Genomic DNA, 20,721 nt, shown 5'->3' with positions numbered 1-20,721 from the left:
GTGGATCAGGCCCAACACGTCCACTTTGTGGGCATCGGCGGTTATGGCATGAGTGCCATTGCCCGCGTCTTGATCGACCTTGGATACAAGGTAACCGGCTCCGATGTCGCCATGAACGATTTGGCGAAAAAGCTGGAAGCAAGAGGGGCGGTCATTCATATTGGCCATAATGCTGCCCACGTGGAGGGAGCAGACAGCATCGTATACTCCACCAGTATTTCTAAAGACAATCCTGAGGTGATCGCAGGCCAAGCACTAGGAATTCCGGTCATGCACCGTTCCCAAATGCTTGCTCGCATATTGAATGAACGCACAGGAGTAGCAGTAGCCGGAGCACACGGCAAGACGACCACGACATCGATGATCTCTCACGTGCTGGAAGAGTGCGGTGTAGACCCGACTTTCATCATTGGCGGTGAATTGATGAGTGCTGGTACCAACGCAAAGGCAGGTACCAGTGATTATGTTATTGCCGAAGCAGATGAGAGCGACGGTTCCTTTTTGGAATACAGGCCGATGTATGAAATTGTGACGAGCATCGAACCAGATCATTTGGAGCATTTCGATGGCGACTTCAACAATTTGAAGCAGGCGTATGTCCAGTTCTTGAGCCATCTCAAACCGGATGGAAAAGCGGTCCTGTGTATCGATGATTCACATGTGCGCGAAGTCATGCCGTCCGTCGAAAAAACGGTCGTGACGTATGCAGTTGATCCGAACTTTGTAGCACAAGCACAGTTTTCTGCCACTTCGATTGAATGTGGAGATCGTTGCAGCACGTCCCAGATTTATCACAAGGATGAGCGGTTGGGTGAATTGTGTCTCGTAGTCCCAGGCAAGCATAATATTGCAAATGCACTAGCTGCGATCATTGTATGTCTGGACATTGGCCTTTCCTTTGATAAAATTGCACAGGCACTGTCTACCTTTAGCGGTGCCAAGCGCAGATTTCAAATCATCGGGGATGCACGAGGCGTCCTGGTCGTAGACGACTACGCGCATCATCCGACAGAAATTATCGCGACACTTAGCGGGGCAAGGGCATCGGGCAGACGTGTAATCGCTGTGTTTCAGCCACAACGCTACACACGCACGTATTTCCTTATGGATGAATTCAGTCGTGCCTTTGCAGAAGCAGACGAAGTGATCATCACGGACATCTACTCCCCGGCGGGCGAAGAAAAAATCGAAGGAGTTACCTCCGAGGTGCTGGTTCAAAAAATCCGCACCAACAGCCACCCGCGTGCGCAGTACATTCCGACGAAGGAACAAATGCAGGAGCATGTCTTCAAAGGATTGCAAGAGGGCGACCTCGTGTTGACAATGGGTGCAGGAGACATTTGGAAATCTGCTTACTGGCTGGCTGAAAAGCTAGAGAAATAAAAATAGAGCTGTATGAAGACTTGGAACCTATGGGTTTCAAGTCTTTTTATTTTGATCTATTTATATTTAAAAAAGTATCGAGCTACCAACAAAGCTAGTGAGATGAAAAAGCACAGGGCTCGTAGACCTTGACAACGCCTACCCAGTCGGAACTTAAAAAAGGAGACCACGCTTGTCGAACACTTCTTCCTTGAGAAACGTCCGCCCGTAGGGTGGCTTTGGATCGACGGTCCCCTTTTTTAAGTGGAGACGTCCAGTGAATCCCGCTTGAGGGCGTGTCAGAGTCGAAGAGAACTGTGCTTTTTCTTCTCCACCACTATGTTGACTCGAATCAAAATGCCCTTCAAATGATTTTTATTAAAAATTAGTACCAGATACTAATATCTAGTGTTATAATCAGATAATAAAAAATGAAAGGTGATGATCGGATGATGACAAATACAAGCCCCTTCAAGTCGCGAATTACCGCCATCGGTACGTATGTGCCGAGTCGCGTTCTTACCAATACAGATATGGAAAAGCTAGTAGATACATCGAATGAATGGATTTTGCAACGAACGGGTATTCATGAGCGCCGTATGGCAAGGGAAGATGAATTTACCAGTGATCTGGCCATCGCTGCTATCCACGATATGATTGCAAATTATGGGAAGGATGTCCGCGATGTCGATATGATTTTGGTCGCAACTAGTACCCCAGACTATCCATTTCCAAGCGTCGCGAGTCAAATCCAAGCGCATTTTCAAGTCGAGCAGGCGGGAGCCATGGACCTCTCTGCTACCTGTGCAGGATTTACGTATGCGCTCCATACAGCAAATGCGCTCATCAGCTCTGGTTTGCATCGCAAAGTGTTGGTGGTAGGTGCAGAAACGCTAACAAAAGTAACCGACTATACAGATCGTACAACGTGCATCCTGTTCGGGGACGGAGCGGGAGTGGTGCTGGTTGAGCAGGATTCTACAGCTCCTGGTTTTTTGTCCGCTTATTTAGGCTCAAAGGGAGACGGAGGGATTCATGTATATCGATCGGGCTTGTCCACGCGTATGGACGGACGAGAATTGAGCGGGAATGGATGCATGGTCCAAAACGGGAGAGAAGTGTACAAGTGGGCAGTAACAACTGTTCCAAAGGGGATGCTAGAGGTGGTGAACCGGGCGGGTAAAACGCTCGAAGATGTGGACTGGTTTATCCCGCACAGTGCCAATTTGCGCATGATCGAATCCATTTGTGAGAAGAGTCAGTTCCCTCTCGATAAGACATTGTACAGTCTGACCCATTACGGGAACACATCAGCGGCTACCATCCCAATGTCGCTCGCCTTGGGGATCAAGGAAGGCAAAGTAAAGGCAGGGGATACCATCCTGGTGTATGGGTTTGGCGGTGGTCTCGTCCACGGTGGTCTTTTGTTCACTTGGAATCCGTAAAAGTGGCTATATCGAAAATGGAGAGGCTGTCCAGAATTGTTCTGGGCAGTTTTTTTGTCCCAGGAATGGTAGATATCCTTTAAGGAGGACAGGTTTCGACTGGGGGAACAAAAAATGGCGAACGCTATGATATTATTCGTACTCTGTCTTTACCTTTCGTGGGTTGATTTTCATCATAGACGAATACCCAATCGCGCATTAGTTGCAGGGTTTGTACTAATTTCTTTTCTCGAGCTCGCTCTCTCTTCGCCAATGGAATGGCTGATGGCTGGACTCTTTGCGATTCTCTGTTTACTGGTGTTTGGATGGATTAGCTATTACAAGCCTCTTGCGCTTGGGATGGGGGATGTGAAGCTATTCGCTCTAGTCTGCTATGGACTCGGGATTCGCGATTTTGTAGTCGTTCTTACGGTTGCGAGCTTGGCTGCATTGCTCGTCTCTCTCGTTTTGTTGCTGATACGAAAAGTAAGTATAAAATACGAAGTGCCGTTTGCGCCTTTTGTCACGATGGGGTTAGCAGTCCTTTTATTTATGAGTGAAGCGTCTTGAAATGGCTTGTGGAATCGTAGTAGAAACAAATTCGATAGAATCGCTAGATAGAAGTCATAACCCGTCCGAGCAAAACGTATGCTAGTACAAAGAGCCTGTGACTAGGAGGGCAAGCGTATGAGCGGACAAAATAAGAATCGTGTGACGGTCAAAATGAACGGAAGGTTCTGGGATGAAAAGCGGGAGGACAGCACAAATGAAGCAAGTAGAAAGCGCACGCCAAAGGACGATACGCCACGCGTTCGTTTTCAAGCTCCCCCCTTACCGTTTACTGACCCGTTTAAGGAGAAGGGCAACGAAGCATGGGAACGGATGATGCAGCTACGAGGAGCTGCCGCGAAAGAAACGAAGCCGAGTATTGAACTCGATCAGACGCCAAACGACTCCAGCGAATCCGATTTTTCCTTCGAGGATACCGAAGAAAAGGGATACAGGAGTCGTCCGATGAGTCGGCTCGCATCGTTATGGCCAGAGGGGCCCTTTTGGCGCACGACTTTAACAACAGGTGGGGCTGTAGCCATTGGCCTCTTATTCGGATTTCTTGTATTGACGGTCTTTTCCCAAAAGGAGTTTTCCGAGTCGTACGGAAATGTTCTGAGTGAAACGGTTCAGACACTGACCGCGCCGGGTGCAGGCACTGAACAAACGGCTGGGAAAAATGGCGTGGCAGGCCCCGTTTTACCAGATGAAAGTCAGCAAGCGCAGGGTAAGGCGACGAATGGTAACGCAGTGGGTCAAACAGCGGTAGCTCTACAACTGCCAGCCGTAAACATGTACGTTGCACAGGCGGGAGTATTCCAGCCGGATGCATCGCCGCAAACAGCAGTAGAACCACTGGAGAAGGCGGGTATTCCTCATCTGCTTTATAAAGACGCAAGCAAGCAGTACATGTTCGCAGCCGCTGCTCCCACAAGAGATGCTGTGCTAGGCTTTGCCGCCAGCTTGAAAAACAAAGGCATGGATATATACGTCAAAGAATTCTCCTTTCCCGCATTTGAAGGGTCTGTCCCTGTCGGAAAAGCCGCTAACGCAACTGGTGACCCTAACGTGAATGCCTTTTTCACCCACGGAGTCAAACTCGTCCAAACACTTTCTGCACAATCGGGGCTGATTATTACGACGGGTCAACTTTCGCCAACCGCAAAAGAAACGGCAGAAATAAAGGAAATTCACCGCCAATTTCTGGAGGAAAGCCGTAAAATGGAAGCCAAGGATGCCTGGAAGCCATTGCTTGATGGGATGGTAAATGGGGTGAATCAAGCGCTGGCAGCCAGGGACAAAATGGCGGAAGCAAGCGCTGGCAAAAAGGTGGAAAGCGCGGAATCCTATGCGTGGCAAGTACAGGCAGGTGTCCTTGCTTTTTTCGAGAGCTACGCGAGTTGGATTCAAAAGGCACGTTCGTCCACATAAATACAAGTTTATATGGTCTTCCGCAAGGTTTTCTTGCAGGAGGCCTTTTCTTTCTATACAGTAATTACCAGGAGCAATCAGGGATTGTTTCGCTTCTCCCCATTTGCTAAACTTATGTTTGGCAAAAAGAGAATCCCTTATAAAAAGGGAGTTGGGAAAATGGGGAAAGAAACGCTTACTCTCGTGTTTCTGTTGGTGAGTGGACTTTTGTTTGGTAGCATTATCGGGGAGATTTTAAGTCCTTGGCTACCTTTTTTGGCCAAGAGTAAAGAGATTACTTGGTCGCCTGCGGCAGATTTAGAAATTTTGAAGTACGAACTGAACTTTCAGGTAAAACTAAATCTAGCCAGTATCGGAGGCTTAGCCCTCGCGTTTTGGATACATCGACGAATAAAGTAGGTTGAAAAATGACGAAAAAAAATGTTCCTCTCATTCTGGCTTCATCTTCGCCGCGTCGAAGGGAGCTTCTGCAAACTTTAGGCTTATCATTTACCGTCATCACCAGTGATGTAGATGAGACGACCGCAGAGCATTTATCTGCGAGCGAAGTAGTAGAAGAATTGTCTTTGCGCAAGGCCAAGGAAGTGGCTTCTCGCTTGACGGAAGGCGTCGTTTTAGGATCTGATACGGTAGTCGTTCTTGATGACCAAATACTGGGCAAGCCTGTTGATGAAATGGACGCATATCGTATGTTGTCCATGCTCCAGGGGCAAGAGCACACCGTTTATAGTGGAGTCGCCTTGATAGATGTGGAGACAGGTCGTACTGAAGTCTCACATAGTCTAACGCACGTAAGAATTCGAGCTTTAACAGAGCAAGAAATCAAGTCGTACATCGCGACAGGTGAGCCGATGGATAAAGCGGGCTCTTACGCCATTCAGGGTATTGGAGCCACGATCGTGGAAGGAATACACGGAGACTACTTCACTGTTGTTGGTCTTCCGTTAGGCCTGACGTCTACTCTTTTGACACGTTTTGGGATGCCAATTTTGTAAAGTTGTCATGCTTGAAGCAAGCGGCGACGGCCATACGCCTCATGAACATCTCCATGTCAGCCGTTTTCGATAATGTGAATATGGCTGGAGGCGGATATAAAATGGCAACAAATACCTGTAACAAAATGCTGTTGAAAAACGTCCCTTACTATGACCGTCCACGTGAACGACTGCTTCGCGAAGGAGCGGTCCATCTGTCTGATACTGAACTTCTTGCCATTTTACTGCGGACAGGCAGGGAACAAGAGACGGCTCATCAGCTGGCTCAGCGCTTGTTAGCCAGGTTTGGAGACCTGCGTGGTTTAGCCCAAGCCTCTCATGCTGAGTTAACAGAGCTAAAAGGAATTGGTCCAGTCAAAGCGATTGAATTGCATGCTGCGTTTGAGCTTGGGCGTAGATTGATGGGAGTGCCTCGAGAGTATAGGGCTTCTATCCGTTTACCACGGGACGTAGCTGATTTGATGTCGCCAGAGCTTGCTCATTTGACACAGGAACATTTTGTCTGTCTCTTTCTGAATACCAAGAACCATGTGATTGGCAAGCAGACGATTTTCGTAGGCAGTCTGGACGCTTCCATCGTACACCCGAGAGAAGTCTTTAAAGAAGCGATCCGTCGTAGCAGCGCATCGGTGATATGCCTACATAACCATCCGAGCGGTGATCCGACACCTAGCAGGGAAGACATTGCGATTACGCATACACTGCGTGACGCTGGTGAACTGGTGGGGATTTCATTGTTGGATCATGTTATTATCGGGGAAGGCAAGTACGTTAGTCTCAAAGAGCAAGGGTACTTGTAGCATGTTTGAAAACCTTCCCCAAAAACGCGGTCGCTCTACCTTGAAGAGGCCTCGAAAGAGGTTCTCTTATGCTTGTCATTTGGATTAATATTTGGAAGGAGTTTTTTTATGTTTGGTGGATTTACACGTGACTTGGGGATTGACCTCGGCACTGCCAATACACTTGTTTTTGTGAAGGGGAAAGGAATTGTGGTGCGTGAGCCTTCTGTTGTAGCGATCCGCACGAATAACAATTCCATTGAAGCAGTAGGGAATGCAGCGAAAAGTATGATCGGTCGTACGCCAGGTAATATCGTAGCGGTTCGCCCAATGAAAGACGGGGTTATCGCTGACTTTGATACAACTGCGACAATGATGCGCTATTTCATCAATCAAGCACAAAAAAATCAAGGGCTGTTTACACGTCGTCCAAACGTAATGGTCTGTGTACCTTCGGGAATTACTGCGGTGGAAAAGCGCGCGGTCGAAGATGCTACGAAGCAGGCTGGGGCGAAGGAAGCATATACGATTGAAGAGCCGTTTGCAGCAGCGATCGGTGCAGACCTGCCGGTGTGGGAGCCGACTGGTAGTATGGTCGTTGACATTGGCGGCGGTACGACAGAAGTTGCAATCATCTCACTCGGTGGGATTGTGACATCCCGCTCTATTCGTGTGGCCGGGGATGAGATGGACGAGGCGATCATTCAGTACATCAAGCGCCGTTACAACTTGATGATCGGGGAACGGACTTCAGAAACACTCAAGTTGGAGATCGGCTCTGCGATTGCTCCTGATGAGGTCGAAAACGTTGACATTCGCGGTCGTGACCTTGTAACCGGATTGCCAAAAACGCTCTCGGTAAGCAGCACAGAGATTGCGGAAGCATTGGCGGAAACCATTTCTGCTATCGTGGAATCGGTGAAGGTAACACTCGAAAAAAGCCCGCCTGAGCTCGCGGCGGACATCATGGATCGTGGAATTGTACTCACAGGCGGCGGTGCGCTCTTGCGCAACATGGATCGCCTGTTAAGTAAGGAAACGGGTATGCCCGTGCATGTCGCGGAAAACGCACTGGATTGCGTAGCGATTGGAACAGGTCGTGCATTGGAGAACATTCACCTGTTCAAATCCAAGCAAGGCATCACCTCTTCCCGACTAAAACGGGGTAAATAAACGGAGGGTAGGGCATGTCGTTTTTCGGGAATAAGCGGCTTATCATTGTACTTGTAGGCTTGGTCCTGCTTATCTCCGTCGTGGGCTTCACTTCTCGTGAACGGGTTAGCCTGACCTGGCCAGAAATGTTCTTCAAAGATACCTTCAGCGTGGTGCAGGGCTTTTTCTATCGTCCTGCCCAGGCTGTTTCTGGCTTTTTTCAGGAAATAGAAGAAGCGTACGGCGTGTATGAAGAAAACAAGGCACTTAAGGCAAGCTTGGATCAATACGCACGTCTAAGTGCCGAATTGCACACACTCAAGGCAGATAATGATCGCCTTCGAGAAATGGTGGGGGCAAAAGATTCACTTAAATCTTACAACCTTCACTTTGCGGAAGTCGTGGCGAGAAACCCTGATACATGGAACAACGTCGTTACCATCGATCAAGGATTAAAAAGTGGCATTAAAAAGGATATGGCTGTCATTACAGCCAAAGGAATGGTCGGGCGCATACAAAGTGTTGCCAACTTTTCAGCTACGGTTGAATTGTTGACGAGCTACGAGCGACGTGACCATATCTCAGCGGATATTTTGACGGAGCAGATCGTTGACGGCAAGCCTGTGTACCGTCAGGTTAGTGGTGTCATTGAAGAGTACGACGCGCAAAAGAGATTGCTCGTCATGCGCAAAATCCCTTGGGGACAGGCAATTAAAAAAGATCAGCAAGTTATTTCATCCGGCTTGGGAGGAGTTGTCCCTCGCAATTTGCCGGTCGGCTATATTGTTCGCGTAGAGCCAGATGATTATGGCTTGACTCAAACCGCCTACATCCAGCCAAGCGCTGATTTTTCACAATTGAATGAAGTCATGGTTGTGGAACGAGACTTCACAATTGGCCCCAATGGTGAATTGATCCCGCAACAGCCAGCTGGTCAGACACAAAAAACTGTGCCTCCGGCTCCACCTGCTAGCGGGGGTGGTCAGTAATGGCTCGGTTTTTATTGACGTTGGGCGTCGTGGTTGTGTTTGTTTTGGAAGGAACTGTGATGCAAGTATTTTCACCTGATGCATGGGGTCTGTCTTGGTTGACGGTACCCCGGTTTGCGCTTGTCTGCTGCATCTTTATTTCGATGTATCTCGGCAGGCGCGAAGGTTTGTATTACGGGATCGCCTTCGGTTTTTTACAAGATGTCCTATTTGGGCAACTAATTGGAATCTATACCATGTCCATGATGGTGGCCAGCTACTTTGCAGGGATGATCGTTCTTTTGTTCCAGAGAGGATTCGGGATGGTTTTCATTACTAGCTTCCTGATTTTGTTCGGACATGAGTGGCTTTTGTATTCGTTGTTCCGCTTGTTTTCCGCCGCCCCCTTCGATGTTCGATGGATTTTGACGCATCAAATTTTGCCTAGTGTGCTGTTTAATCTCGCTTTTGGCTTACTGGTATACTTTCCGATCAAGAATGTATGCAACAAGATTCTGGCGAAAAAGGAAATGCACATGCAGTAAGGACAAAGGAGAGGAGTTCGTGGAAGAAGTCAAAGAACCGAAATCAGACATACCTATTCGGCTCAATATATTGTTTGTGATTGTATTTTTGTTCTTCGCCGCCATTATTTTGCGGCTATCCATCGTGCAGCTGGTGGAAGGCGAACAGTACAAGCATGAATTGGAAAAGTTCAGTATTCGGGAACTGCCGATTTCCGCTCCTCGTGGCCGTATCTTGGATAAAAATGGCGAGGTACTCGTTTCGAATAAGCCTGTGTACACTGTGCAATACGTTGAAGAACAAGGACAGGACATTGATGAAGAGAAAGTCGCGGATCGTCTGGCAAAAATCCTCATCCCCGATGGCGGCAAAATTGGTACGGATAAGGAATTGTTAAAGAAGACGATTGAATTGAGATCAACCTTGCCTGTTGCTTTCAATGGGCAAGAAACGAACGATCTCAAGGCAAAGGTCGCGACGAAGTTAAAAGCCGTTCCGAAAGTCGAGACCGTTGATCAGATGTCTGACTTCCAGTTGGTAAAAACCGCTGTATATCTGGGAATGCGCGTTCGTTCTCCTTTTGATGACAAGGAGAGAGCAGATCTTATTAAGAAACTGAATGCTGCCAAACCAGGTACACCCGCTATTACGGAAGCGAACACCACGGACTTTGAGCTGTTAAAAATGGCGATAAACGCCAATATGACCCTCGCTCTGAAATTCGACAAGGAAGATCGCAATGACCTCGCCAAAAAAGTGAAGGAACAGATTTCAGCTTTGCCAACCCCGGAAGGCTTAGCAGATAAGTCTGACATGGATTTGCTGCGCTATGCCTCGTTGTTCGACATGGATGTCAAACTGCCGTTGACAGAGCAGCAACGCCAATTTCAGTGGCACAAGCTCTCTTTGCTGCAGGAAATGCGTTCACCGCAGATGGCCAGCTACATTCCAAGACGTGTCAAGGTCAACATCACAGACCAGGAAATGTTCCAAATCGAAGAACGACGCACCGAGCTGCCGGGAATTAGTGTGGAGCTGGAGCCAGTGCGCCAAATTTTCGAAGATCCGGATGGTTCGGCATTTGGTACTCACTTTCTCGGGTACATCAATGCGATTCGTCCTGAGAGCTTGAAAGAATATCAGGCACAAGGCTACAATGCTATCGACCGTGTTGGTGTAACCGGGCTGGAGAGCTCCTATGAACGTTATTTGCGTGGCAAAAACGGGATTATGGAAGTGCACGTGAACAAAAATTCGGAGACGGTAGAGAAGCAGATGCGCCAAGCCCCTGAACCAGGAAACGATCTTGTTTTGGCTTTGGACTGGCGTTATCAAAGCAAGGTAGAGGCCATCTTGAAAGAAGAGGTTGAAGCATTCAAGAAGCGCCCGTCTACACCAAAAGCATTTAAAGACGCACACGTATTGGTGATGAATCCGAATACGGGCGAAATATTGGCGATGGCGAGTTATCCAGATTACAATTTGAATCTGTATTACGACCGTAAGAAATTCAACGAGAATTACGCCTCGCTTATTTTGCCGAACGAATCAAACAGATTCATCTATACGCCGTATCCACCTGCTTCTACCTACAAGCCACTGTCTGTCATGATTGCGCTTCAGGAGGGGCTGACTACACCGAACGAAGTCATCTATGACCGAGGCGGATTGTATGTCGGAAACACGTATAAACGCAACTGGAAGGCGGGTGGTCATGGAGCTGTTAACGCTCGTCGTGCCTTGCAGGTGTCGAACAATACGTATATGTACGAAATGGCGCTTCGCTTAGCAAGAAAAGGAAAAGATGGCTGGGAGAAGCAGTTCTCTGTCTATGATTACTACAATGCCCAGTTTGGTCTTGGTGTGAAAACAGGTGTGGATCTGCCGAATGAACATACTGGTTGGGAAAACCAGAACATGTACTTCGGGAACTTGGCGGACGTGATGATTGGTCAATATGATCTGTTCACGCCGATGCAGTTGGGTCAATACGTTTCGACCATTGCCAATGGAGGATATCGAATACGCCCCCATCTTGTAAAAGAAATTCGCAAAGGAACCACCGATCCGAAGAAACCAGGTCAAACGCTCTCCGTTATTGAACCTGAAGTGCTCAACCGGGTTGATATCGATCCGAAGTATATACAGGTGGTAAGAGAAGGGATGCGGCTGGTTACTCAACCAGGTGGTACTGTTCAACGCTTTAAGGGGTTGCCATTCACGGTTGCAGCCAAGTCTGGTACGGCACAAACGTCGCAGCCAGCGGAAAACGCACTGGTTGTCGGCTTTGCGCCTTATGAAAATCCTCAACTGGTTTTCGTCGTCGTTGCGCCGAACAGTTTGAGAGATGGTACATCCAGTTCTGATGCTACTGGTCCAATCTCGCGTCGATTGCTCGAAGCTTACAATGAACTGAATCCAGGTGTCCTTACAGGTGGGGTTCCGAAGCCGAATCCAACGTCCTCGAAGTAACCAGAAGGTTGTCCAGGGCAATGAAGCCCAAGAGAATAATTGAGTCAAGCTCTTGTAAAACGCCACTATCTGACCTGTTTCGGCAATTTTTTTACGCAGAGCAGGAAAAATCTTTCTGCATGGCGAATGGTATCGGTCGAGGTGAAACCGGTGACGACTGTGAAAAGCAAGGTCACGATCAAAGGGACTAAAGAGGGTCTCGTCTTCTTTATGGATGATACCTGTTCCTTCGACGAACTGCTGGCCGATATGCGTGAAAAAATAGAGCATAGCCACCAACAGATTTTGTCGGGGCCACTCATTCGGGTATCTATAAAATTGGGAAAACGATACTGCTCACCAGAGCAACAAGAGCAGTTGACTCAAATTATTCGAACTAAGGGCAACCTGGTGATCCATACAATCGAATCTGATTTGATCACGAGGGAAGAAGCGATGGCTGAACGCCTGAAAACCCATTTTTCCATACAGGTAAATACGGTACGCTCTGGGCAAGTTCTGGAGTTTGACGGTGATTTGCTCTTATTGGGAGATGTCAATCCCGGGGGGACGGTTCGCAGTACAGGAAGCATTTACGTGCTAGGGCATCTCAGAGGGTACGCGCACGCAGGTATTTCCGGTGACTCACAGGTAATTATTGCGGCTGCAGTCATGAGTCCTACCCAGTTGCGGATTGCAGAAGTGATTAGCAAGCCGGGTGAGGAATGGACGAATAATTCTGGAGGCACAGAATTCGCCTATCTGGAAAATGAGATCATGCTGGTAGCGAAAATGAACTACTTGTCGCGAATCCGCCCTGAATTGGGTGAGAAAAAGCGTGAGGGTTGAGGGAAAGAGGAGGAACGGACGTGGGGATAGGAATTGTCATAACTTCCGGTAAAGGCGGCGTGGGTAAGACGACCACTTCCGCCAATTTGGGAACGGCGCTCGCATTGTTGGGACAAAAAGTGTGCATGGTAGATACCGATATTGGCTTGCGCAATCTGGATGTAGTCATGGGACTTGAGAACCGAATTATTTATGATCTGGTAGACGTTGCCGAAGGCGCATGCCGACTGCCACAAGCTCTGATCAAAGACAAGCGGTTTGAAAATCTGGCATTGCTCCCGGCTGCTCAGACCAAGGACAAATCCGCAGTAACTCCCGAGCAGATGGAAGAAATCATTACGCAACTGAAGCGTGAATATGATTATGTCATCATCGATTGCCCTGCGGGTATTGAGCAAGGCTTCCGCAATGCGGTGGCAGGGGCTGATCAAGCAATCGTCGTGACTACACCTGAAAAAGCCGCTGTGCGTGATGCTGATAGGATTATTGGCCTATTAGAGCGAGAAAAAATCGGAATGCCGAAGCTGGTGATCAACCGTGTTCGCTCCCATATGGTGAAAAATGGCGACATGCTGGATGTAGAAGACATTTTGGATTTGTTAGCCATTGACTTAATTGGCGTAGTGCCGGATGATGATCATATCATTAAATCCGCGAACCAAGGTGAGCCTGCTGTGATGAACCATGAATCGCGTGGTTCCATCGCCTATCGGAACGTAGCCCGACGCCTTTTGGGTGAAGCTGTTCCATTGCAACCATTGGAAGAAAAAGCGGGCGTGTTCCACAAAATGCGTAAATTCTTTGGATTAAAATAGGTAATACTTGGCTCCCTTCTTTCTATAGAGGGGAGTCACGTTTTCTAGGAGGAAACGGATGGACCTGGAAAAACGTCATTTAAAAACAATTGACTGGACCATCATTTTGATTTTGGCAGGCCTAGGTATATTCAGTTATCTGGGGATTTCCGGTTCTGCGGCAGGTGTAGATAAGGCGCATCAGCAGGTCCTTTGGTATGTCATTGGCTTTATTGTGCTGGGTGTGACATTACTATTTGACTATCGCCTATTCCACAACATGGCTTATGTCTTATATGCACTCGGTCTGATTCTTTTGATCGGGGTATTTCAAACGAAGCCCATTAACAATACGACGAGCTGGTATAACCTTGGTATTATCTTGTTTCAGCCTTCTGAACCGATGAAGCTGTTCACGATCATAACAGTGGCCCGCTTCTTGTCCAAGAGGGCAAACAATCCGGACCGCTTTTACTACTTTTACAAACTGATTCCGGTAATGGCCTTGGTTGGCGTACCATTGCTTTTGATTTTGGTTCAGCCCGATTTGGGTACCGCAATGGTCTATACGGGTATGCTTGCCACTATGCTAATCGTTGGTGGTATACGGATGAAGCATGTATTGTATATGGGTGGACTGGTCGGCAGTTTTTTTGCCGCTATGACACTGTTGTATCAATACAAGCAGGATATCTTTTTCAAGATTATCAAGCCGTATCAATGGGATCGGATCGTCTTTTGGATGAACCCGGATCTTGAACCGATGGGACGAGGGTTCCAGCTCAAGCAAGCATTGATTGCTATCGGCTCAGGGCAACTGTTTGGAAAAGGGCTTGATACGCCGACACAAGCGAGCTTTGGATGGGTGCCGGTAGGAGAAAGTGATTTTATCTTTACCGTCATTGCAGAAAAGCTGGGCTTTGTCGGAGCGGGCTTGCTGATGATTTTGTTTTTCGTCTTGATTTACCGAATGATCCGCATCGCGATGGAGGCAAAAGATCCGTTCGGCTCCTACGTTGTTGCGGGTGTCGTAGGGATGCTTACTTTCCAGATCTTTGAGAACATCGGTATGACGATTCAGTTGATGCCGATTACGGGTATTCCGCTTCCGTTTATTAGCTACGGAGGGAGCTCACTCATAACCAACTTCCTGATTATTGGTGTGGTGCTCAACATTGGGATGCGTAAGGACAAGTTGCGTTTTGATTAAATAGTTGTTCAAAAAAGTCTTCAGGTTCGCCCGCTTTCTCGGTGCGGAATTGAAGACTTTTTGGATACTCATGAAATGCGTGACAAATGCAAATACTTATGCTAAAATCATCCTAAGTTAACCATTTTTACAAGTTATAGTGTTTGATTGATTGGTATGGAGTCGTACGTATTGTGAGTGACGTCACCAATTGTCAATCGCGATTCGTATGACTTTTTTTCCTTGACGCAAAAGGCTTATCTGTAAAAAAGAGGTTAACGCTACACTCTTTCGCCTCGTGGGGCGTAATGTTCAGGGAGGTTTTGTTTCATGCAACAAGGTATCGTAAAATGGTTTAACGCAGAAAAAGGATACGGTTTCATCCAAGTTGAGGGTGGCGACGACGTATTCGTACACTACAGCGCAATCCAGTCAGAAGGTTTCAAATCTCTTGACGAAGGTCAAAAGGTTGAGTTCGAAATCGTTCAAGGTAGCCGTGGACCACAAGCTGCTAGCGTAACTAAACTGTAAAATTGACAGATTCAAAGGCAGTCTCTCTATGGGGAGACTGTCTTTTTTGCATGTTTCCCCGATAAGCTGGGGAGTTGGAGAGGGGCGACGGTCGTCATAAAGCAGGTAGACAAGTCATAGGATGATACTAAAGGCTTGGCCTGCGGAGGGATGGACATGTTTGAAAGAGTAGATCGCGTAAAAGAAAGACGGAGGGAGCGTTTGGAACGAATTCGAACACAGTCACGAGACGGCTATACTCCCTACGTCGATGATTGGAAAGATCCGATCGAAGAAACGCCAAACCCATTCAGTTACTCGCCGCCCGAGAACGATATGATGGACCAGCCACCGTCTCATGAAAAGTGGGGCGTGCAAATTTTAGCATCTGTCTTATTGATTGGTGCCGCTTATGTATTGTTTCAAACAACGCTGATCCCTGCCTCTTGGAAAAGCTCCGCGAGGGAAGTCATGACACGGGACTTTAATTTTTCGGGGGTAGCGGACTGGTATGAAGCGAGATTTGGACCGATTCCGACGATGCTTCCTTCGATGCCTACCAATCCCCCTGCTGTGCCAGCTACGAGCACAACAAAGGGTGTAGCGGCTGTGTGGAAGCTCCCAAGTAGCTGGGAAATCGTTAAATCCTATGATCCAGAGAGCGCAAATGTGATCCTGCATACGGGAATGAACGATCAAATCACGATCGGAGAAGCTGGCTGGGTTGCTTTTGTCGGTGAAAAGCCTGATTATGGGACGACAGTGATTGTTCGCCTAACAAAAGGGCGGGAGATATGGCTGGGCAATCTCGATAGTATAGGGGTGACGAAGGACGAGGTCCTTGCACCTGGTAAGGTCATCGGAACCGCTCGGGTAATGGATCAGACATCACGTCAACTGTATCTAGGGGCGAAAGTGAATGAGCAATTTGTCAATCCCTTGGAAGTGATTCCATTTGAATAGGGGAGGCTGGCTCGACATTCGGTTTCGCATTCACCTGCTATTTTGGGTGGTGATTGGCTTGTCCGTGGTGACAGGCCATTTTTTGGAGGTCATTACCTTGTTTGTCATCGTGCTGATCCATGAATTGGGGCATGTAGCGATGGCGCGTGAGCTCGGATGGACCGTAAAAGAAGTGCAGCTTCTGCCTTTTGGTGGAGTAGCGACGATGGAAGACTCATACGCTACGGACCCATTGGATGAGATTGTAGTGGCACTGGCAGGGCCCTTCTTAAATATGGTGATGATGGCTGCCTCCTACTTGTTTTGGTTTATGGGGATATGGACGGAAGAGTGGGCCCGCTTTTTCTTGGTAAGCAATTTGACGATTGGGCTGTTTAACCTGTTGCCAATCTGGCCATTGGATGGCGGGAGAATCTTGTTGGCGGTTCTATGCTGGTTTATGTCATATAGACAAGCGACGATGATATCGATGACCGGGAGTACGCTGTTTGCGGGGATCATGGTGGGGATGTCCAGCTTGGAGTTGAAGTACAACTTAGCAGTGATCGGAATTTATTTACTGACGTTGAACATCCAGGCATTTTTGCGATTTCCTTATCAATTTTTTCGCTTCCTGGTCGAAAAATACGACCGGCAGCTAGACGGAGCTGCCGTTCAAGCGATACGGGTGCATCCCGAGGAAACGGTACTAGCTGTCTCGCACAAGCTGCGACGGGGATGCTCCCATCTTTTCTACGTCCAAGGTACGGGTCTCTTGGCTGAGGAGCAGCTTTTGTATGCCCTTTTGTTTGAACAAAAGCACGATGCCGCAGTGGGCAAGCTCCTTTAGTCTGTAGACCTTAATCAGCAGGAGCAATCCATTCCATCAGCCAGCAATCACGCATGCTTCCTTCGTGCCATTCGTGCAGGGGAAGCTCTTTTACTTTTCGAAAGCCACATTTTTCGTAGCAACGGAGGGCTCGTTCATTCCAGGCTTGCGGGTCAATCGCTACTTTTTGTGCTCGTCTTTCCGTTTGAAGGTAGTGGAGGATGGCTGTAACGAGCTGAGTGCCAATACCGCGATTCCAATAAGCAGGCTCTCCGATGAACTGGTCCATGCCGTAGACAACATCGTCCTTTACATACCCATACCGTTGTTTTTCCGGGGCATCGAGCGGATAAAATTGCGCATAGCCAATAGGTTTGTCCGCATGCAAGATCAGGCAGCGGGTTTCACCGTCATCTTCCGGAAAAAAGCTTTGCTGCACGAGGGACTCGTCATGTGGCCGATCGCGACCTTCATAGTAGGCCAAAACGCGTTCGTCAGAAAGCCATTTGACTAAGTGAGTGGTATCATTGGGGGTTAATGCTCTAATGGTAAGATCACCAGCATGAATCATGGTTTATCTCCTTTACCTTGACTTGGTAGCTATGTTAGATTACTTCCTAGGAGCCCGGTTATCCTTCTTTGGGGCAATGTTTGTACGGGGAATAAGGAGTGAAGGCAGTGAAGCAAGTAGCGATCAGTACACAAGGTGGCAGCATCCGCATCGCATTTATGGAAAACGGGAAATTGCAGGAATGGCGTACACAGGATGTGAGGTCACACGCAAGCGTGGGTGACATTTATCAAGGACGGATCGCAGATGTGAAGCCTGGTATCCAATCCGCTTTTGTTGATATTGGTACAGGTCAAAATGCTTATTTGTATGTAGATGACACGGTCGGTGTGGAGTCGGGTGGAACAGCGAAACCCAATATTGCAGAACGTGTTCACGTTGGGCAAAAGGTATTGGTTCAAGTGAGTAAAGAGGCGATGGAAATGAAGGCGCCCAAAATCACAATGCGGATCAGCTTGCAGGGGCGTTACCTGGTGTACCTTCCGACTGAAGAGAGCATTTCACTTTCGCGTAAAATATCTGATGATACCAAACGAAAACGACTGCAACAGGTGATCTCTTCGACAGTAGAGCAAGGGGAAGGCTGTATTTTGCGCACAGAAGCAGCGGAAGCAGAGGAGCAGACACTCATTCGTGAACTTACCTATTTGCGCAATCGTTGGCAGGACTTGCGGCGAACAGCGGAAGGACTGCGCTCAACCGGGCGGATTTTTCAGGATGCCGAGTTGATCGAGGTGGCCCTACGAGATGGCTTGGCGAACGGAATGGATGAGTTGTTGGTAGAAGGTGCGGCGACTCATCAGCAGGTAAAAGCGGCGTTGGCAGCTTTTGCTCCGGAAGTACAAGAGAAGCTTCGCTGGTATCAGGGGAAACAGCCGCTCTTTGACTTCTTGGGTGTCGAGGCGGAGTTGATTCGTGCTCGTGATCGACAGGTGCCGCTTAAGAGTGGAGGGTCCTTGGTCATTGACAGGACCGAAGCGATGACAGTCATCGATGTAAATACCGGTTCATTCACTGGTGCGGGAGGGCAACAGCGGGAGCAGGCAGTAACCGCGACCAATCTGGAGGCAGTAGTTGAAATTGCCCGGCAGCTTCGCTTGCGGGACATCGGTGGCATCGTGATCATTGATTTCATTGACATGAAAGAGCAGGGCAATAAGGAGCGAGTGATCTCGCGATTGAAACAAGAGCTGGCAAAGGATCCTGTGCCTTCGACTGTTCTTGGGATGACTTCGCTCGGATTAGTCGAGATGACGCGAAAAAGAGTTCGTGCGAGCCTGATGGAGCGGTTGACGGAGCCATGTGAGGCATGCGCGGGTCGAGGTAGAGTTTGGCGAGTAGACGAGCTGTTACGGCGCTTGTACATCGAAGTTACTGCATTGGCAAAGAGCCAAGATGCGGAGGCTGCTCTCGTAGACATGCCGCCACGATTGTTGGACATGATAGAGGCGTGGGAAAAAGCAGAAGCAGTTACATGGCCTGTCCAAGTCTATAAGCGGCTTGTTCCTTCTATGAGCCCAGACGAGTTTCGAATTGGATACGTCGGAAATCGGGCAGAGGCGGAGCGTTTACACTCGAAATAACTTGACTGGGCTATTGTAGCTATGATAACCTAATGGTTGTCATGCAGATATGCCTCGTGCATACTGTAACCGCACGAATCAGGTACATAAGCCGTCGCTCGTCGACGCACCTGTAAAGGCGAGTCTGAGTATAGGAGGTGCACACAGTGTACGCAATTATCGAAACCGGTGGAAAGCAATACAAAGTTGAAGAGGGAGCAGTTCTCTTCATCGAGAAATTGGCTGACGTTGAAGGTGAAGTAGTTACTTTTGACAAGGTTCTTCTCGTAAGCAAAGACGGCAAAGTTACTGCAGGAGCTCCTACAGTAGCTGGTGTTACGGTAACTGGTAAAGTAGAAAAACACGGTAAAGCGAAAAAAATTATCGTGTACAAATACAAAGCCAAGAAAAACTACCGTCGCAAACAAGGTCACCGTCAACCATTCACTAAAGTTGTGATCGAAAAGATCAACGCTTAATTGGTGACTTGTTATGATTGAAGTGATCGTGAGCCGTGCGCAGCACGGTATCCATGAAATTAGTATTTCCGGACATGCCAATGCGGGTGCCTATGGGGCAGACATCGTTTGTTCTGCTGTATCAGGCATCAGCTTTGGTATATTAAACGCCATCCAACCTTTGACCGGCATCACTCCTGATGTCGCTGTCGCACAAGAAGGCGGTGGGTTCTTGAAGTGGAGTCTTTCTTCTTCGGATGATGAGACTGTACGCGAGAAACAACAGCTTTTGGCAGAGAGTATGGTCATTGCTCTTTTGTCAGTTGAGGCGAATTACGGTAAATACGTAAAAGTAAATGATCGTAAATGGCAGGGAGGTGTCTGATATGAACATGCTGTTTAACTTGGACCTTCAGTTTTTCGCATCGAAAAAAGGGGTAGGTTCCACAAAGAACGGTCGCGATTCCATTTCCAAACGTCTGGGCGTGAAACGTGGCGACGGGCAATTCGTTACTGCTGGTAACATTCTCGTTCGTCAACGCGGAACTAAGATCTACCCAGGTGCGAACGTAATGAAAGGCGGAGACGACACTCTGTTTGCAACTGCAGATGGTGTTGTTCGTTTCAAGCGTCTGGGCCGTGATCGCAAACAAGTTGTGATCGAACCAGTTGCTTCCGAAGCGTAAATATTTATTAAGAAAAACCCAGCGATATAGCTGGGTTTTCTTTTTGTCCCGCTCTTTTTTGTGGTACAATAGATGGGAAAGATATTCTTATCGACTTGGGTGAATGTGATGGGGGACGAGCGGAGGCTGTTTACGCATCAGACAGACCAACTGCTGACCGTTCTGAACAGGCAGCGGCATGACTGGTTGAACCATGTTCAGGTTCTGCTCGGCTATTTGCATTTGAACCGTACTGAACAAGGAGAGGCCCATTTGAAGCGCATTGCACAGATGGCAATGCAGGAATCGATGGTTGCCCGATTGAATAGCTCCTTGTTGTCCGTCTTCTTCTTGACATTTAACGCACTGAACAATGAATTGCTTTTAGAAGTAGACGTGTGCAATCATGTGGATCTCACGCGAGTAGTCTTGAACGAGCAAGACTTGTTTCAGTTGGTGTCAGAGATATTATGCACAGTGAACGATCATGTAGACCAGAGCGGGTACGAAGCGGCCAGCATGCAAGTAAGCTTGCAGATGGATGAGTGTGGCGTTCATTTTCGTTTTGACCTGGCCGGTGTACTTCGTGCATCCGGAATGGAAGAATTGGAAAAGCTGATACGTAAAAGCGAACAGAGTACGGTGGAAGTCACCGAGTGGATACATACGGAAGAGGAATGGGTCCTGAAATTGGTGGTTCCATTCGCGGAATGAAA

23 protein-coding genes and 1 other annotated feature are annotated in these 20,721 nt (G+C 48.1%); of the genes, 22 read left to right on the top strand and 1 reads right to left on the bottom strand.

The features are described 5' to 3' along the window. From murC to ODZ53_RS15325, 17 genes are all read left to right on the top strand, one after another. Complete coding sequence (gene murC / locus ODZ53_RS15405) at positions 1 to 1,383, top strand: UDP-N-acetylmuramate--L-alanine ligase (RefSeq protein WP_372678093.1); 1,383 nt, start codon at positions 1 to 3, stop codon at positions 1,381 to 1,383. 428 nt (positions 1,384 to 1,811) lie between these two features. Further along, complete coding sequence (locus ODZ53_RS15400; RefSeq protein WP_372678091.1) at positions 1,812 to 2,807, top strand: ketoacyl-ACP synthase III; 996 nt, start codon at positions 1,812 to 1,814, stop codon at positions 2,805 to 2,807. Between the two features lie 114 nt (positions 2,808 to 2,921). Beyond that, positions 2,922 to 3,356, top strand: a complete 435-nt coding sequence (locus ODZ53_RS15395; RefSeq protein WP_372678089.1) for a prepilin peptidase — start codon at positions 2,922 to 2,924, stop codon at positions 3,354 to 3,356. 117 nt (positions 3,357 to 3,473) lie between these two features. Then, entirely contained in the window at positions 3,474 to 4,766 is a 1,293-nt protein-coding gene (locus tag ODZ53_RS15390; RefSeq protein WP_372678087.1) for a hypothetical protein, read from the top strand. Between the two features lie 84 nt (positions 4,767 to 4,850). Further along, positions 4,851 to 5,165: a DUF4321 domain-containing protein gene (locus ODZ53_RS15385; protein WP_012685549.1), complete on the top strand. Its 315-nt coding sequence runs from the start codon at positions 4,851 to 4,853 to the stop codon at positions 5,163 to 5,165. Between the two features lie 8 nt (positions 5,166 to 5,173). Beyond that, complete coding sequence (locus ODZ53_RS15380) at positions 5,174 to 5,761, top strand: Maf family protein (protein ID WP_372678085.1); 588 nt, start codon at positions 5,174 to 5,176, stop codon at positions 5,759 to 5,761. Between the two features lie 101 nt (positions 5,762 to 5,862). Further along, positions 5,863 to 6,561: a RadC family protein gene (gene radC / locus ODZ53_RS15375; RefSeq protein ID WP_012685551.1), complete on the top strand. Its 699-nt coding sequence runs from the start codon at positions 5,863 to 5,865 to the stop codon at positions 6,559 to 6,561. A 108-nt stretch (positions 6,562 to 6,669) separates the two neighbouring features. Further along, positions 6,670 to 7,713: a rod shape-determining protein gene (locus ODZ53_RS15370; RefSeq protein ID WP_012685552.1), complete on the top strand. Its 1,044-nt coding sequence runs from the start codon at positions 6,670 to 6,672 to the stop codon at positions 7,711 to 7,713. Between the two features lie 14 nt (positions 7,714 to 7,727). Next, positions 7,728 to 8,681: a rod shape-determining protein MreC gene (gene mreC / locus ODZ53_RS15365; RefSeq protein WP_372678082.1), complete on the top strand. Its 954-nt coding sequence runs from the start codon at positions 7,728 to 7,730 to the stop codon at positions 8,679 to 8,681. Next, positions 8,681 to 9,205 (top strand): rod shape-determining protein MreD, encoded by a 525-nt coding sequence (mreD, locus tag ODZ53_RS15360; RefSeq protein WP_012685554.1) that lies wholly within the window; start codon positions 8,681 to 8,683, stop codon positions 9,203 to 9,205. Before mreC ends, mreD begins: the two co-directional genes overlap by 1 nt. A 19-nt stretch (positions 9,206 to 9,224) precedes the next feature. Beyond that, positions 9,225 to 11,657, top strand: coding sequence for a peptidoglycan D,D-transpeptidase FtsI family protein (locus ODZ53_RS15355; RefSeq protein ID WP_372678080.1), 2,433 nt, complete (start codon positions 9,225 to 9,227; stop codon positions 11,655 to 11,657). A 150-nt stretch (positions 11,658 to 11,807) separates the two neighbouring features. Next, the gene (minC, locus tag ODZ53_RS15350) at positions 11,808 to 12,485 is read left to right on the top strand and encodes a septum site-determining protein MinC (protein WP_026133905.1); all 678 of its coding nucleotides are present in this window, start codon (positions 11,808 to 11,810) and stop codon (positions 12,483 to 12,485) included. Between the two features lie 20 nt (positions 12,486 to 12,505). Further along, positions 12,506 to 13,300 carry a septum site-determining protein MinD gene (minD, locus tag ODZ53_RS15345; protein ID WP_012685557.1) on the top strand — a complete coding sequence of 265 codons (795 nt, stop codon included), beginning with the start codon at positions 12,506 to 12,508 and terminating at the stop codon, positions 13,298 to 13,300. A gap of 58 nt (positions 13,301 to 13,358) precedes the next feature. Beyond that, complete coding sequence (locus ODZ53_RS15340; protein ID WP_372678077.1) at positions 13,359 to 14,489, top strand: FtsW/RodA/SpoVE family cell cycle protein; 1,131 nt, start codon at positions 13,359 to 13,361, stop codon at positions 14,487 to 14,489. A gap of 309 nt (positions 14,490 to 14,798) precedes the next feature. Continuing rightward, entirely contained in the window at positions 14,799 to 14,999 is a 201-nt protein-coding gene (locus tag ODZ53_RS15335; protein ID WP_005832370.1) for a cold-shock protein, read from the top strand. 156 nt (positions 15,000 to 15,155) lie between these two features. Continuing rightward, positions 15,156 to 15,941 carry a M23 family metallopeptidase gene (locus ODZ53_RS15330; RefSeq protein WP_064200758.1) on the top strand — a complete coding sequence of 262 codons (786 nt, stop codon included), beginning with the start codon at positions 15,156 to 15,158 and terminating at the stop codon, positions 15,939 to 15,941. Beyond that, positions 15,934 to 16,770 (top strand): M50 family metallopeptidase, encoded by an 837-nt coding sequence (locus tag ODZ53_RS15325; RefSeq protein ID WP_372678074.1) that lies wholly within the window; start codon positions 15,934 to 15,936, stop codon positions 16,768 to 16,770. Before ODZ53_RS15330 ends, ODZ53_RS15325 begins: the two co-directional genes overlap by 8 nt. Positions 16,771 to 16,780: 10 nt before the next feature. Here ODZ53_RS15325 and aac(6')-35 read toward each other — a convergent pair whose 3' ends face one another. Beyond that, complete coding sequence (gene aac(6')-35, locus ODZ53_RS15320; RefSeq protein ID WP_372678072.1) at positions 16,781 to 17,320, bottom strand: aminoglycoside 6'-N-acetyltransferase AAC(6')-35; 540 nt, start codon at positions 17,318 to 17,320, stop codon at positions 16,781 to 16,783. A 107-nt stretch (positions 17,321 to 17,427) separates the two neighbouring features. On the opposite strand from aac(6')-35, the gene ODZ53_RS15315 reads away from it, so the two are divergent. The 5 genes from ODZ53_RS15315 to ODZ53_RS15295 all read left to right on the top strand — a co-directional run bounded on the left by ODZ53_RS15315 (position 17,428) and on the right by ODZ53_RS15295 (position 20,719). Then, on the top strand, positions 17,428 to 18,903 hold the full coding sequence (locus ODZ53_RS15315) for an Rne/Rng family ribonuclease (protein ID WP_372678070.1): 1,476 nt from the start codon (positions 17,428 to 17,430) through the stop codon (positions 18,901 to 18,903). A 57-nt stretch (positions 18,904 to 18,960) separates the two neighbouring features. Continuing rightward, positions 18,961 to 19,039 (top strand) — a sequence feature (ribosomal protein L21 leader region). A 10-nt stretch (positions 19,040 to 19,049) separates the two neighbouring features. Beyond that, positions 19,050 to 19,361 carry a 50S ribosomal protein L21 gene (gene rplU / locus ODZ53_RS15310; RefSeq protein WP_007728661.1) on the top strand — a complete coding sequence of 104 codons (312 nt, stop codon included), beginning with the start codon at positions 19,050 to 19,052 and terminating at the stop codon, positions 19,359 to 19,361. 13 nt (positions 19,362 to 19,374) lie between these two features. Further along, positions 19,375 to 19,725, top strand: coding sequence for a ribosomal-processing cysteine protease Prp (locus ODZ53_RS15305; RefSeq protein WP_087349655.1), 351 nt, complete (start codon positions 19,375 to 19,377; stop codon positions 19,723 to 19,725). 7 nt (positions 19,726 to 19,732) lie between these two features. Further along, the gene (rpmA, locus tag ODZ53_RS15300; RefSeq protein WP_005832382.1) at positions 19,733 to 20,026 is read left to right on the top strand and encodes a 50S ribosomal protein L27; all 294 of its coding nucleotides are present in this window, start codon (positions 19,733 to 19,735) and stop codon (positions 20,024 to 20,026) included. Between the two features lie 72 nt (positions 20,027 to 20,098). Beyond that, on the top strand, positions 20,099 to 20,719 hold the full coding sequence (locus ODZ53_RS15295) for a Spo0B C-terminal domain-containing protein (RefSeq protein WP_234127594.1): 621 nt from the start codon (positions 20,099 to 20,101) through the stop codon (positions 20,717 to 20,719). Positions 20,720 to 20,721: the final 2 nt, after the last annotated feature.

It is taken from the genome of Brevibacillus sp. BD137 (assembly GCF_041644655.1).
In the GTDB taxonomy this organism is placed as follows: domain Bacteria; phylum Bacillota; class Bacilli; order Brevibacillales; family Brevibacillaceae; genus Brevibacillus; species Brevibacillus brevis_D.
The sequence above is the reverse complement of the archived record's forward strand: the minus strand, read 5'-3'. Positions and strand labels throughout refer to the sequence as shown.

Coding starts and splice junctions, on each gene's coding strand:
- ODZ53_RS15400 (WP_372678091.1), top strand. CDS start 1,812: ATGATGACAAATACAAGCCCCTTCAAGTCGCGAATTACCGCCATCGGT.
- ODZ53_RS15395 (WP_372678089.1), top strand. CDS start 2,922: ATGGCGAACGCTATGATATTATTCGTACTCTGTCTTTACCTTTCGTGG.
- ODZ53_RS15390 (WP_372678087.1), top strand. CDS start 3,474: ATGAGCGGACAAAATAAGAATCGTGTGACGGTCAAAATGAACGGAAGG.
- ODZ53_RS15380 (WP_372678085.1), top strand. CDS start 5,174: ATGACGAAAAAAAATGTTCCTCTCATTCTGGCTTCATCTTCGCCGCGT.
- radC (WP_012685551.1), top strand. CDS start 5,863: ATGGCAACAAATACCTGTAACAAAATGCTGTTGAAAAACGTCCCTTAC.
- ODZ53_RS15370 (WP_012685552.1), top strand. CDS start 6,670: ATGTTTGGTGGATTTACACGTGACTTGGGGATTGACCTCGGCACTGCC.
- mreC (WP_372678082.1), top strand. CDS start 7,728: ATGTCGTTTTTCGGGAATAAGCGGCTTATCATTGTACTTGTAGGCTTG.
- mreD (WP_012685554.1), top strand. CDS start 8,681: ATGGCTCGGTTTTTATTGACGTTGGGCGTCGTGGTTGTGTTTGTTTTG.
- ODZ53_RS15340 (WP_372678077.1), top strand. CDS start 13,359: ATGGACCTGGAAAAACGTCATTTAAAAACAATTGACTGGACCATCATT.
- ODZ53_RS15335 (WP_005832370.1), top strand. CDS start 14,799: ATGCAACAAGGTATCGTAAAATGGTTTAACGCAGAAAAAGGATACGGT.
- ODZ53_RS15330 (WP_064200758.1), top strand. CDS start 15,156: ATGTTTGAAAGAGTAGATCGCGTAAAAGAAAGACGGAGGGAGCGTTTG.
- ODZ53_RS15305 (WP_087349655.1), top strand. CDS start 19,375: ATGATTGAAGTGATCGTGAGCCGTGCGCAGCACGGTATCCATGAAATT.
- rpmA (WP_005832382.1), top strand. CDS start 19,733: ATGCTGTTTAACTTGGACCTTCAGTTTTTCGCATCGAAAAAAGGGGTA.
- ODZ53_RS15295 (WP_234127594.1), top strand. CDS start 20,099: ATGGGAAAGATATTCTTATCGACTTGGGTGAATGTGATGGGGGACGAG.